Genomic DNA, 12,925 nt, shown 5'->3' with positions numbered 1-12,925 from the left:
GTGCCGGTTACGCGAGAGCCGGGGCGAAATGCGCGTCGTTGCGGGTCGCCACGCGGAAGCCGTCGTCGATCCGGGTACGATCGGTGCGGCGGCGCAGCTTCTCCGCGATCACCCGGCCGACCAGTTCATGATCCGCGCGAAAATAGATAACACCGTTCATCGTTCGCTCCTCATATCCGTGCGGAGAGAGGTCATTTTTCGACTCACCGTCGGTTATCCACGATTCAACGCATGCGGCCGCGATATGTTCCACAGCTTCGCCGTCGACGCCGAGAGGTGACGAATGCTGCACCGCATGGTAAGCGCGCGCGTTATGCTCAATATCAACGGTATCACGGTGCGCCTTGGCGGGCGGACGATCCTCGACAACGCCTCGGCGGCGCTGCCCGGCAAGAGCCGCGTCGGGCTGATCGGCCGCAACGGCGCGGGTAAATCGACGCTGATGAAGGTGATGATCGGCTCGATCGACCCGGATACCGGCGAGATCGAGATGCCGCGCAAGACGCGGATCGGCTATCTCAAGCAGGACGCACCGCAGGGCACCGCGACGCCGATCGAAACCGTGCTCGCCGCCGATGTCGAGCGCGCCGCGCTGCTGACCGAATCGGAAACCTGCGAGGATGCCGATCGGCTCGGCGAGATCTACGAGCGGCTGGGCGCGATCGACGCCTATACCGCGCCGGCGCGCGCCTCCTCGATCCTGGTCGGCCTCGGTTTCGACGAGGAGATGCAGAACCGCCCGCTCGACAGCTATTCGGGCGGCTGGAAGATGCGCGTCGCGCTGGCGGCGTTGCTGTTCTCCGAACCCGATCTGCTGCTGCTCGACGAGCCTTCGAACCACCTCGATCTCGAAGCGACCTTGTGGCTGGAGAACTTCCTCAAGTCATACCCCAACATGATGGTCGTCATCAGCCACGAGCGCGACCTGCTCAACAACGTCGTCGACACGATCCTCCACGTCGAGGGCGGGCGCGTCGCGATGTACACGGGCAATTACGACAGCTTCGAGCGGCAACGTGCCGAGCGGGCGGCGCAGCTCGCCGCCGCCAAGGCCAACCAGGACGCGCAGCGCGCCAAGCTGCAGGATTATATCGCGCGCAATTCGGCGCGCGCATCGACCGCGAAACAGGCGCAGTCGCGCCAGAAGATGCTCGCCAAGATGCAGCCGATCGCGGCGATGGCCGAAGATCCGTCGCTGTCGTTCGAATTCCCCAGCCCCGACGAGCTGAAGCCGCCGCTCATCACGCTCGATCTCGCCACGGTCGGCTATGGCGAGACGCCGATCCTCCAGCGGCTCAACCTGCGGATCGACCCCAATGACCGTGTCGCGCTGCTCGGCCGCAACGGCAACGGCAAGACCACGCTCGCCCGGCTGCTCGCCGCGCAGCTCGCGCCGATGCACGGCGCGATGAACGCGAGCGGCAAGATGCGCGTCGGCTATTTCACCCAATATCAGGTCGAGGAACTCGACGGCGACGACACACCGCTCGAAACCATGATCCGGGTGATGCCGGGCAAGACCCCGGCCTCGGTGCGCGCGCAGCTTGGCCGGTTCGGCTTCCAGGGCGACAAGGCCATCACCAAGGTCGGCAAGCTTTCGGGCGGCGAGCGCGCGCGGCTCGCGCTCGCGCTCATCACCCGCGATGCGCCGCACATGCTGATCCTCGACGAGCCGACCAACCACCTCGATGTCGATGCGCGCGAGGCGCTGGTGCAGGCGCTCAACGCCTATGACGGCGCGGTCATCCTCGTCAGCCACGATCGCCATATGGTCGAGCTGACCGCCGACCGGCTGGTGCTGGTCGATAACGGCACCGCGCGCGAATATGACGGCAGCATGGAGGACTATATCGCCTTCGTGCTCGCCGGCGACCCCGCCGCCGCCGAGGCCAAGAGCAAGGCGAAAGCCAAGGACAAGGCCGCCGACGCCGCGCGCGAGCAGGCCAATGCGCTGCAGAAGCGCGCGCACGAGGCCGAGGCGCTGGTCGCCAAGCTCACCCGCCAGCGCGACGCAATCGACCGCGCGATCGCCGATCCGTCGGTGGCGGAACCGTGGCTCGCGCGGATGAACCCGCACGCGCGGGCGAAGGAACGCGCGACGGTGGCGAAGAAGCTCGAAGCGGCCGAGGCGGTGTGGTTCGAGATCAGCGAATCGCTTGAGGGAATCGCGGCCTAGAACCAACCCGTTCGTGCCGAGCAAAGTCGAGGGACATGCCCAAAAGCGCACCGCATGGTGTCTCGACTTCGCTCGACACGAACGGTTTGGGATGCAAGTTCGGAACCCGGCACGATGACTCTCACCTCCGTTCGTGTCGAGCGAAGTCGAGACACGCTGCAATGCTTGTGATGTCTACCCCTCGACTACGCTCGGGGCGAACGGGGGTTGGGGACGCACTTTCGGAACCTTCGACCATGATACACACCACCCCCCGCATCCTCGTCGATGGCGATGCCTGCCCGGTCAAGGAGGAGATCTACAAGGTCGCCTATCGCCGTGCCGTGCCGGTGATCGTCGTCAGCAACAGTCCGTTCCGCATTCCGCAGCATCCGCTGGTCAGCCGCGTGGTGGTGTCGGACGGGTTCGACGCCGCCGACGACTGGATCGCCGAACGCGCCGATGCGGGCGCGGTCGTCGTCACGGCCGACATCCTGCTCGCCGACCGCTGCCTCAAGGCCGGCGCCACCGTGCTCGCGCCGACCGGCAAGCCGTTCACCGCCAGTTCGATCGGCGGGGCGATCGCGACGCGCGCGATCATGGCCGATCTGCGCGCGGGTGGCGACGTGATCGGCGGGCCCGCGCCGTTCGCCAAGGCCGACCGCTCGCGCTTCCTGCAAGCGCTCGACACCGCGCTGGTGAAGCGCGCGCGATGAGCGCCGATCTCGCCATCCGCCTGCGCCGCGCGGCGTTCAACCGCGCGCTCGCCGAGGGCGATCTCGCCGCGATCGGGCCGTTGCTCGCGATCGACGCGGTGCTCGTCACCGGCACCGACAGCGCGGTGCTGAACGGGCGCAAGGCGCAGCTCGCGGCGTGGCGGCGCGAGTTCGCCGCCGCGCCGCGCACCGTCTATACGCGCACGCCCGAGACGATCGTGGCCTCGCCGGTCGAGCCGATCGCGTTCGAACACGGCCGCTGGCAGGGCGTCGTCGCGGGCGTGACGAACGCCTCGGGCGCCTACACCGCCAAGTGGCGCGAGACCGGCGGCCTGTGGGTGATCGAGGCGGAAATCTACCTCACGCTTGCGTGAAGTGCGTCCGGGGCGATCCTTCGGCTCGAACGGAAAGCGGCGCCTAAGCGTTTCCGGCGCCGTTCTTGCGCAAAGCGACGTTCAGGCCGCCATCTTTGCGTTCGCGAGCGCGCGGCGCGCGATGCTCGCGGCGAACAGCGGCGTCTCGCGGCTGTTGTGGTCGCCGCCGGCATCCTGACGCGCCTTGGCCGCGTCCTCATAAGCGATGCCGTGCGCGGCGATGAAGTCCATGAAGGCGTCGGTCGGATGCGCGGTCACGGCATTGGTGTAGCGGGTACGGCCGCCGTCGATGCGCTCGGCCTTGAGCTCCCAGATCACGTTGACCTGCGTGCGGCCGTTGGCGGTGAACACGTCCGAGATCGAGTTCATGCGGCAATAGGTCGGGCCTGCTTCTTCGGCGACATAGTGCTGGACGACCAGACCGGTGCCGATCATCTCGACGTTGATCGACATCAGCCGGCCATCGTCGGTGTGGGTGGTGGCGGCGGCGATGTGATCGGGCGGGCAGCAGCGCTGATATTCCGCCTCGGCTAGGTTGAACAGCCAATCGGCGATGTCGATCTTCTCGATCGGAACGTCGATGTCCGCCGAGAAGGCCGATTTCGACAGGATGATGTCCGTCAGTACCTTCATGATGCTATCCTTTTCGTCTTGCAGGGGTGGTCGGGAGGAAAACGGGTGGCCAGCCGTCCCCGACCGGCGCGGAGGGTTCGCGCGGGGGGCGGTGTCGCTCGTGGGGAGGCGTCGAACCGGGGCGGTTCGAGGATCGTCAGCCGTCGCCGAGCGGCCCGAGCGTCTCGGCGGCGCGGACCGACGCGGAGATCGCGGCCGGGAAGCCGGCGTAGAAGGCGAGATGCGTGATGAGTTCGCTGAACGCGCGCGTGTCGACGCCATTTTCGACACCGCGGCGAAGATGCGCCGGCAGTTCGTCCAGCGCGCGCAGCGCGACGAGCGCGGCGACGGTGGCGATGCTGCGCTCGCGCTTGCTCAGGCCGCCGCGCTCCCACACCTGCGCATACAGAGGATTTTCGACATAGCGGCTAAGCTCGGGCGTGAAGGCGCGCGCCGCCTCGCGCGGGCTGGTGAAGTCGGGTCCGCTCATGCTGCACTCCTTCGCGATGCGGCGGCGCGGACATCGTGTTCGCCGCCGCCGATGCACCGGATATCGGGGCAGACGGGGCGCGGCGGCAGACATACCTAGGTTTCTACCGGTGTTTTGTGGGGGGTTAGCGGGTCTTGGCGGGGGAGGTGCGGGCGGGCGGGGGGGACGGGGGCGCGAGGAGTGGCGGCGTGGCTCGACTTTTTACGCAGGGACGAGCGGGGGCGACGATCGGCGACGGGTGCCGGGAGTTGGAAAGAAGCGGACGATGCAGATGCGTTACTTAAATGACAGCTTCCGGCGAAGTCAGATGTCATGGCTTCTTGTGGGTATAATCTTCGAGCGTGTAAGATGGCCCCGCCAGGGATAACCTAGACAGACGTGCCGGCCTGCTGATCCGAGTCGGGTTCGGATCCATATCCGGCGCCGGTCTCGTCTACCTGTTCAATGATGCTTTCCCATGGCCACTTTGCCGTTGCGTACTGCCGATAGAAGAATAACTGCTTGTCGACTACGAAAACCTCATCCTTTTGCTCATCATACGATATAACGAGCCCCCTACCCTCATCATCAACCTGTAAACCGTTAATTTTTAAAAGTATTTGACGTAAATTAGGTTTCTGAATACGCGGCTCCCGCCGAAATGCTAGGCGATATATCTGATCCCTTGGCAAACCATTAGAGAGATCGACAACTGATGCCTCCATAACCACTTTGAGCATGTGAGCATAGATGCCTGTAGCATTTGTCCGCTTGCGAATGCCTGTAGCTACACGAGCAGCAAAAGTTTGATACTGCGCATTGAGTTGGTCTGCGTAAACCATCGCAGCGCTCTCATACGCACCCTCGTCGGATATCTCTCGACGAAACGATTGGCGCTCCCCGATATTAATCTCGTCCAAGATTCCCAACGCAAGCGTCTGCAAGATGCCAACTGTTCCGTAAGAATCATTGATGAGACGGCTGCAAATCTGCCTAGCGAATGCGACATTCAGTGCATCCGAACCTTGGTCCAATACCAATTTCAAATCCTCCGCGGACCAGAATATCGATATCTCACGCACTCTCCCTGTGAGGTCAGCATTCAGATGCAGGAGAAGATTATTCTCTGACCAGATACCAATGATTATAACGTACGTCCTGTAATCCCATAACGCTTTCAAATCGAAAGCAAAAGCTTTCCTCGCACTATGAGGAAGGTAGTGAAAGTCTTCAATAACAAGCCTTCGTCCAGATGCATTGATAATCTCTGAAATGAATCTAAGATCATCCAAGCCCCTGCCAACCGGTATAGACTTTTTAGATGCCTTAAACTCCCCTTCCAATCCGAGCTTTATCGCGATCTTCCCGAGAAGCGTGATCGCAACCTCACCGGACGCCTCAAGCTGAGCTTTAACACTTTTGTCCGTTGTCTGCTCCGTGATTAACTGAAGCCCAAGTTGAGCCAGTGCATCCGTGTAAAGATCGCGCACCTCTTTGCCGAGTCGACACTGAACCGTGATTGCGTCGGGGATATTTTTCTGTCTTAGCCAACTCTTCCCGCACTTTGATTCACCGCGAAGGGCAATGTGCGTATCGCGGCCAAGTAGCTTCTGAATCTGCGCGTCCAACCCGCCGCGATTAACATACGAGGGCGCAAGGATTTCAGTCGTGACACCAAACACCTCATGGGATCGATACTGCTTCTCAAACATGGAAATCCCCGATAACCATCAACCCCGACACTTGCAGAATGGCGGAGACTCGACAAGATGCTTGGCGCGCGTCAGTTCCGAAGATGGCGGGGGGGGGGGGGGGGGAGAACTTCAAGCTTCCAAGGCTCGCAGAATTCTTCGGTTCTCCACGGTCGAGAGCCGTTAGAGCTGAGGCGCGCCTTCGGTATGCACGACGAGATGCCCGAACGACCTAGATAGATCGAAGTGTCTATCAGCCGCTTTGCGAAGCCTGGTTAGCGATACTCAACAAAGCCGGACCTGGCTGGAGCGGAGCTAAACGATTGATTGTGTTCGGAAAGCAATCGTCACCCAACAGTGCCACACGGAAACCCCACCCCTTCCCCCCAAAACACCCCCTCTTTGCCCGCCCACCGAAAGGCGGTAGCACGCTGCGATGATCCCGACCCTCATCGCGCTCGCCGCCGCGCCGCTTGCCGCCCCGGCGGCGGCGCCCGCCACGATCCTCACCACGCCCGAGGCGAAGGACACCCTTTCCTTCGCCGAGCCGGAAAAGGCGCGGGTGACGCATGTCGATCTCGATCTCACCGCCGATTTCACCACGCAGCGGCTGCGCGGCACCGCGACGCTCGACATCCTTGCCAAGCCGGGCGTCGGCACGATCGTGCTCGACGACGACGGGCTCGTTATCGCGCGGATCACCGACGCGAAGGGGCGTGCGCTGAAATACACCGTCGGCGCGGTGGTGCCCGACAAGGGCGCGCCGCTCACCGTCGCGATCGGTGACGCGCGGCGGATCGTCGTCACCTATACCTCCGCGCCCAAGGCGAGCGCGCTGCAATGGCTGCCGCCGTCGCTCACCGCCGGCAAGACCAAGCCATTCCTGTTCAGCCAGGGCGAGCCGACCAACAACCGGAGCTGGATCCCGACGCAGGACAGCCCCGGCATCCGCCAGAGCTGGTCGGCGCACCTCACCGTCCCCGCCGACATGATCGCGGTGATGAGCGCGAACCGGCTCACCCCCAAGGGCGAACCCGCCGCCAACGGCCGCAAGCGCTTCGCGTTCGACATGCCGCATGCGGTGCCGCCGTATCTGATCGCGTTCGCGGTCGGCGATCTCGCGTTCAAGCCGCTCGGCCCCACCACCGGCGTCTATGCCGAGCCGGCTACACTCGCGCGCGCCGCCGCCGAGCTCGACGACACCGAGAAGATGGTCGCGGCGGCGAGCGCGCTCTACGGGCCGTATCGCTGGGGGCGCTACGACATTCTGATGCTGCCGCCGTCCTTCCCTTATGGCGGGATGGAGAACCCGACGCTCACCTTCGCAACGCCGACGATCCTGACCGGCGACAAATCCAACGTCGATGTGATCGCGCACGAGCTCGCGCATAGCTGGTCGGGCAATCTCGTCACCAATGCGACCTGGTCGGATGCGTGGCTCAACGAGGGCTTCACCACCTATTTCGAGAACCGCATCGACGAGGCGGTCTATGGCAAGGAGCGCGCGGCGACGCTCGCCGATCTGAGCTGGGACAATCTCCAGCGCGACCTCACGGCCGCCGGGGCGGAGTCGGGTGCGACGCGGCTGCACGGCGATCCGGGCGGCACCTATGGCGAGCTCGATTACAACAAGGGCGCGACCTTCCTGCGTACGATCGAATATCGCGTCGGGCGGGCGCGCTGGGATGCGTATCTGCGCGGCTATTTCGATCGCCACGCCTTCCAGCCGCAGACCACCGCCGGCTTCCTCGCCGATCTGCGCGCCAATCTCATCAAGGGCGATGCGGCGCTCGAAAAGGATCTGGAGCTCGACCGCTGGGCGTATCAGCCGGGGCTGCCCGACAATGCCGTGCATGTCCGCTCGGCGACGCTGGCCGCGATCGACACCAAAATCACCGCGTTCGCCGGCGGCGCGGCGGCGTCCTCGATCGACACCGCCAAGTGGAGCACGCAGGAATGGCTGCGCTTCCTCAACGGCCTGCCGCGCCAGCAGACGGCGGCGCGACTGGCGGAAATGGACTCGGCCTGGGGGCTGTCGAAATCGCCGAGCGCCTATATCGGCTTCGCGTGGTTCAGCCTCGCCATCGCCAACCACTATGATCCGGTGGTGCCGGCGCTCGACCACTATCTGCACACGATCGGGCGCGGGCTGTTCGTCTATCCGCTCTATCGCGCGCTGATGGCGCAAGGGCCGTGGGGCCAGCCGATCGCGCGGCGCATCTATGCGAGCGCGCGCGCGACCTATCACCCGACGGTGGCGGCGACGCTCGACGGGGTGGTCAAATAGGTGGCGAAGCTCCCCTCGCGGCTGCGGCGGCTCGACGACATCCTCTACGATCTGCCCGATGACGCGATGCTGCTCTCCGAGCTGGACGGCTATCTCGCCGGCATCGCCACAGCGCCCGAGCCGATCGCGCCGGCGGAATGGCTGCCGCCGATCTGGGGCGGGCTGTATGGCGAGGCGGCGCCGTTCGACGATCCGCTCGACGCGGACCTGTTCGCCGACATGGTGGTGGCGCGCCATGGCGAGATCCTGCGCGATCTCGGGCGCGGCAAGCTCCAGCCGATCTTCGACGTGGACGACCGCAACGGCGAGGTGCTGTGGGAGATCTGGATCGCGGGCTTCGCCGAGGCGATGGCGCTGCGCGACGGCGCGTGGCGCGCGGCCAGTGGCGACGACGCAGCCGCGCTCTCCTATCTGCGGACGCTTGCGGACATCGCCGACAACACGACGGCGCTGACCAGCATCGAGGTCAACGCGATCAGCGATGCCGCGCCGGGCAAGATCGCCGGACAGGTGCTGCGGCTGTACGCGGCGCGGCGTGGCGCGGGCGGGGCGCTGCCGGAAACCGGCGCGCGCGCGGCCAAGGTCGGCCGCAACGATCCGTGCCCGTGCGGATCGGGGAAGAAGTTCAAGAAGTGCTGCGCCGCGTAGTGAGAGCGTGCTCGTTCGGCCGTTCGCGCTGAGCGCAGGCGAAGCAGGTGCCCGCGAGCGCTGCGCCGGGGGCACGCCCTTCGACTGCGCTCAGGGCGAACGGATTGGGTTCGCGCGGGGCGAAGGGGGTGGATGTGGCGCCGCGACGCCGGGGCCGGGGGTGCCGGCCGCCGGCGGCGCGACGCGCGGTACCGTCAGTCCTTCTTCGCGGTGAGATGCGCGCTGAGGTGCTTGTTCATCTCGAACATGCTGACCGACTTCTTACCGAAGATCTTCTGCAATTTGTCGTCGCCGTTGATCTGGCGACGGTCCTTCGCGTCCTGCAGATCGTGCTTCTTGATATAGTCCCAGACCTTCTTGACGACGTCGCTGCGCGGCAGATCCTTCTTGCCGACGATCTCGGCGAGATCATCCGACGGGGTGACGGGGGCGGTGATGCCGCCGCGCGCGCCGCCGGCGGGCTTGCCGGTCGCCTTGACCTTCTTCTCGGCGGCCGCCGTCTCGTCCTTGCCGCGCTTCTCTGCCGTTCGTGCCATCATGCTCTCCGTGCTTGCCCGTTCGAGCGGAATGCTCCCTGCCAGGCATATACGTCGCTCGTCCGTCTTCGTTGCCGGCATGCCCCCGTTTTGACACGGTTGCGCCCCGTTTATGCGACGGAACCGCCCCCGGTCTTGGAAAAATGCGCCGACATCGCCCGCGAGCGGCGGCGCCATCATCCGCGCGACGGCGAAAAAGGGCAAGTGGGCTGATCGCGAGCCTCCGCACCGCGCGCGGCGCGGCGCGGCGCGGAGGCTCGCGCGGCGCGCGGCTAGATCTGCGTCATGCCGCCATCGACGAACAATTCGATGCCGTTGATGAAGCTGGCATCGTCCGAGGCGAGGAACAGCACCGCCTTGGCGACTTCCTCGGGCTCGCCGACGCGGCCGCTCGGGATCATCTGGGTAAGTTGCGCCTTCACGCCGTCCGCCTGTTCGCCGCCGCCGAACAGCTCGTTGAGGCCGGCGGTGTCGATCGGGCCGGGGCTGACCGCGTTGACGCGGATGTGCCGGTCCTTGAGATCGAGCACCCAGTTGCGCGCGAAGCTGCGCACCGCCGCCTTGGTCGCGCCATAGACGCTGAACGCGGGCGTGCCCGATACGCCGGCGGTCGAGGCCGTCAGCACGATCGCGCCGCCGTCGCGCAGCAGCGGCAGCGCCTTCTGCACGGTGAAGAGCGTGCCCTTGACGTTGGTGGCGAAGGTCGATTCATACTGGTCCTCGGTGATCGCGCCGAGCGGGGCGAAGGTGCCGCCGCCGGCATTGGCGAACACCACGTCGATCTGGGCATGCTGCTGCTGGACCGCGTCATACAGCCGGTCGATGTCGGCGAGCACGCTCATGTCGCCGCGCACGCCGGTCACGCGGCCGCCGATCGTCTTGACCGCCGCGTCGAGCGCATCCTGACGGCGGCCGGTGACGAATACCGATGCGCCCGCGTCCGCAAACGCCTTGGCGGTGGCGAGGCCGATGCCGCTGGTGCCGCCGGTGACGACGACGACCTTGTCTTGAAAATCCGTGCGCATTCTATGTCTCCTGTCCGGCGACGCGACCCGTTCGCGTCGGCTGCACGGGAGATGGATCGGCAACGCCGAAGCGGGTAGATGACGATTTCGGCCCTTAGCGTTCTATCAGAGGAACGATGAACGACCTCAACGACTATGTCTTTTTCGCGCGCGTGGTCGAACACGGCGGGTTCGCCGCCGCCGGGCGCGCGCTCGGCCAGCCCAAGTCCAAGCTCAGCCGGCGCGTCGCCGCGCTGGAGGCGCGGCTGGGGGTCCGGCTGATCGAGCGCTCCTCGCGCCGCTTCCGCGTCACCGAGACCGGCCAGGCGTTCTACGAACGGTGCCGCGCGATGCTGCTGGAGGCCGAACAGGCCGAGGCGATCGTCGCCAGCGCGCAGGCCGAGCCGCAAGGGCTGGTGCGCTTCTCCTGCCCGACGGGGCTGCTCGAAACGCTTGCGCCGGTGATCGGGAGGTTCCTCGCACGCTATCCGCGCGTGCGGCTGCATGTGCTCGCGGTCGATCGGCCGGTCGACCTGATCGGCGAGGGCATCGACATCGCGCTCCGGGTGCGCGTCACGCTGACCAGCGACGCGGCGCTGACGATGCGCAGCTTCGGCGTGTCGCGGCGCATCCTCGTCGCGAGCCCGGCGCTGGCGAACGGGCTCGGCGACGACGTCGCGGCGCTGGCCGGCTATCCGACGCTCAGTTCCGCCGACGTGCCCGGCGAGGTGACGTGGGAGTTGCACGCGGCGGATGGCGCGGTGTGGCGCTGGCGGCACGAGCCGCGCATGACCTGCGGCGACTTCGGGGCGCTGCGCGAGGCGGCGATCGCCGGCCTCGGCATCGCGCTGCTGCCCGACCATAGCTGCGCCGCCGCGCTCGCCGCGGGCACATTGGTGCAGGTCGTGCCCGATTGGGCGGCCGCGGCGGGGATCGTCCATATCGTCTTCACCACGCGGCGCGGGCTGCCGCCGGCGGTGCGCGCGTTCATCGACCATCTCGCCGCCTGCTTCCCGCGCGAGGTCGCCACCCGCGCGTGACCGGGCCGTCGCCGCGTGGCATGGTGCGGCACGCAAGACAGGAGCAACCGCATGACCGATCCGCTGCCCGGCGGCGCCATCGCCGAGGAAACCGGCACCAGCCGCTTCCAGATCCGCATCCAGACGGGGGACACGACGATCCTCGCCGACGAGCCGGTCGCGGCGGGTGGTCTTGGCAGCGGACCCACGCCCTATGAATTGCTGTGCTCGGCGCTCGCGGCCTGCACGACGATGACGCTGCGGCTGTACGCGGCGCAAAAGGGCTGGCCGGTCGGCGCGATCCGCACGCAGGTCGGCCATCGCCGCGAGACCGGCACGACCCCGCCCGATCTGTTCACCCGCCGCATCGCGATCGAGGGTGATCTCGACGCGGCGCAGCGCGCACGGCTGATCGAGATCGCCGATCGCTGCCCGGTCCATCGCACGCTGACCGGCGGCGCCCGCGTCGAGACGCAGGCGAGCGCGGCGACCCCGCCATGCGAGCCGGCGGTGACGCACATGGCGGACATGGAGGCGCTGATCGCGGTCGGCCGGGGATCGTTCGACTTCGCGGAGCATTGAGCGCGCGGCCGGCGCGGCCATGTCGAAAATCGCCAATCCTTTGCCGGCGACCTCGTTCTAGGGTATGTTTTTCCAACACCGATCGGGGGCGGTTGGGGGGAGCATATGGCGACGACGGCACTATCGCGCGATCCGGTCTCGGCGGAGCGGGCGTTCTTCTTCCGCATGGCGATCGCCTTCGCGGCGACGGTCGTGGTGGGATTCTCGTTGAGCTACGCGCGGATGACGCAGCCGCCGAGCACGCTGCCGATCCAGATCCACCTGCACGCGATGGTGTTCGTATCCTGGGTGGGCTTCTATCTGGTCCAGAACGGGCTGGTCGCGACCGGGTCGATCGCGATCCACCGGCGGGTGGGCGCGGTCGGCGGCGTGCTCGCGGCGCTGATGGTGGTGCTGGGGATCGTCGTCACGGTGATGTGCCTGCGCCGTGGCGCGGTGCCGTTCTTCTTCACGCCGGGCGTGTTCCTGCTGCTCGATGTGCTGGGCGTGGCGCTGTTCGCCGCGCTGGTCGGCGCCGCGATCGGGCGGCGCAACCGGCCCGACTGGCACAAGCGGCTGATGCTGTGCGCGATGGCGGTGGTGATCTCGCCCGCGCTCGGGCGTATCCTGCCGATGCCGCTGTTCGGCATCTGGTCGCCGGTTGTGGTCTATGTGGCGTCGATGCTCTATATCGTCGCGGCGATGGTGTATGACGTGCGCGCGCGCGGCTCGATCCATCCCGCCTATTGGTGGGGCACCGCCGGGCAGACGGTGTTCGTCGTGATCGTGATGCTCGGCGGGTTCAGCGCGCCGGTGATCGCGCTGGCCGACTGGATCGCGCGGGCCTGATCGC

14 protein-coding genes are annotated in these 12,925 nt (G+C 66.2%); 8 read left to right on the top strand and 6 right to left on the bottom strand.

Annotated elements, in window-relative coordinates; translation table 11 throughout:
• Positions 1 to 7: 7 nt before the first annotated feature.
• Positions 8 to 160 (bottom strand): hypothetical protein, encoded by a 153-nt coding sequence (locus PX554_RS16715; protein WP_176787155.1) that lies wholly within the window; start codon positions 158 to 160, stop codon positions 8 to 10.
• Positions 161 to 313: 153 nt separating this feature from the next.
• Between PX554_RS16715 and PX554_RS16710 the strand changes: the two genes are divergently transcribed.
• The 3 genes from PX554_RS16710 to PX554_RS16700 all read left to right on the top strand — a co-directional run bounded on the left by PX554_RS16710 (position 314) and on the right by PX554_RS16700 (position 3,245).
• On the top strand, positions 314 to 2,176 hold the full coding sequence (locus PX554_RS16710; RefSeq protein WP_275503642.1) for an ABC-F family ATP-binding cassette domain-containing protein: 1,863 nt from the start codon (positions 314 to 316) through the stop codon (positions 2,174 to 2,176).
• A 236-nt stretch (positions 2,177 to 2,412) separates the two neighbouring features.
• Positions 2,413 to 2,871 carry a YaiI/YqxD family protein gene (locus PX554_RS16705; protein ID WP_275503640.1) on the top strand — a complete coding sequence of 153 codons (459 nt, stop codon included), beginning with the start codon at positions 2,413 to 2,415 and terminating at the stop codon, positions 2,869 to 2,871.
• Positions 2,868 to 3,245 carry a nuclear transport factor 2 family protein gene (locus PX554_RS16700; protein WP_275503638.1) on the top strand — a complete coding sequence of 126 codons (378 nt, stop codon included), beginning with the start codon at positions 2,868 to 2,870 and terminating at the stop codon, positions 3,243 to 3,245. The genes PX554_RS16705 and PX554_RS16700 overlap by 4 nt, the downstream gene beginning before the upstream one ends.
• 81 nt (positions 3,246 to 3,326) lie before the next feature.
• On the opposite strand, the gene PX554_RS16695 is transcribed toward PX554_RS16700, so the two are convergent.
• From PX554_RS16695 to PX554_RS16685, 3 genes are all read right to left on the bottom strand, one after another.
• The gene (locus tag PX554_RS16695; protein WP_275503636.1) at positions 3,327 to 3,878 is read right to left on the bottom strand and encodes a hypothetical protein; all 552 of its coding nucleotides are present in this window, start codon (positions 3,876 to 3,878) and stop codon (positions 3,327 to 3,329) included.
• A gap of 136 nt (positions 3,879 to 4,014) precedes the next feature.
• The gene (locus PX554_RS16690) at positions 4,015 to 4,347 is read right to left on the bottom strand and encodes a carboxymuconolactone decarboxylase family protein (RefSeq protein ID WP_275503635.1); all 333 of its coding nucleotides are present in this window, start codon (positions 4,345 to 4,347) and stop codon (positions 4,015 to 4,017) included.
• Between the two features lie 368 nt (positions 4,348 to 4,715).
• Positions 4,716 to 6,038 (bottom strand): hypothetical protein, encoded by a 1,323-nt coding sequence (locus tag PX554_RS16685; RefSeq protein ID WP_275503633.1) that lies wholly within the window; start codon positions 6,036 to 6,038, stop codon positions 4,716 to 4,718.
• Positions 6,039 to 6,453: 415 nt separating this feature from the next.
• On the opposite strand from PX554_RS16685, the gene PX554_RS16680 reads away from it, so the two are divergent.
• Both PX554_RS16680 and PX554_RS16675 read left to right on the top strand, forming a co-directional pair.
• Complete coding sequence (locus PX554_RS16680) at positions 6,454 to 8,304, top strand: M1 family metallopeptidase (protein ID WP_275503631.1); 1,851 nt, start codon at positions 6,454 to 6,456, stop codon at positions 8,302 to 8,304.
• Positions 8,305 to 8,952, top strand: coding sequence for a UPF0149 family protein (locus PX554_RS16675; RefSeq protein WP_275503628.1), 648 nt, complete (start codon positions 8,305 to 8,307; stop codon positions 8,950 to 8,952). It begins immediately after the preceding gene.
• 194 nt (positions 8,953 to 9,146) lie between these two features.
• On the opposite strand, the gene PX554_RS16670 is transcribed toward PX554_RS16675, so the two are convergent.
• Positions 9,147 to 9,488, bottom strand: coding sequence for an SWIB/MDM2 domain-containing protein (locus tag PX554_RS16670; RefSeq protein WP_176787159.1), 342 nt, complete (start codon positions 9,486 to 9,488; stop codon positions 9,147 to 9,149).
• Between the two features lie 272 nt (positions 9,489 to 9,760).
• A complete protein-coding gene (locus PX554_RS16665; protein WP_093224474.1) occupies positions 9,761 to 10,513 on the bottom strand; it encodes an SDR family NAD(P)-dependent oxidoreductase in 753 nt (250 codons plus the stop codon).
• 116 nt (positions 10,514 to 10,629) lie between these two features.
• On the opposite strand from PX554_RS16665, the gene PX554_RS16660 reads away from it, so the two are divergent.
• The 3 genes from PX554_RS16660 to PX554_RS16650 all read left to right on the top strand — a co-directional run bounded on the left by PX554_RS16660 (position 10,630) and on the right by PX554_RS16650 (position 12,921).
• Positions 10,630 to 11,532, top strand: a complete 903-nt coding sequence (locus tag PX554_RS16660; protein ID WP_093224472.1) for a LysR substrate-binding domain-containing protein — start codon at positions 10,630 to 10,632, stop codon at positions 11,530 to 11,532.
• A gap of 51 nt (positions 11,533 to 11,583) precedes the next feature.
• Positions 11,584 to 12,093 carry an OsmC family protein gene (locus PX554_RS16655; RefSeq protein ID WP_093224471.1) on the top strand — a complete coding sequence of 170 codons (510 nt, stop codon included), beginning with the start codon at positions 11,584 to 11,586 and terminating at the stop codon, positions 12,091 to 12,093.
• Between the two features lie 105 nt (positions 12,094 to 12,198).
• Entirely contained in the window at positions 12,199 to 12,921 is a 723-nt protein-coding gene (locus PX554_RS16650; RefSeq protein ID WP_275503620.1) for a hypothetical protein, read from the top strand.
• Positions 12,922 to 12,925 lie beyond the last annotated feature (4 nt).

It is taken from the genome of Sphingomonas pollutisoli, from assembly GCF_029167165.1.
In the GTDB taxonomy this organism is placed as follows: Bacteria; Pseudomonadota; Alphaproteobacteria; order Sphingomonadales; family Sphingomonadaceae; genus Sphingomonas; species Sphingomonas pollutisoli.
Note: the sequence above shows the minus strand (reverse complement) of the source record. Positions and strands in the feature narration are given on the sequence as shown.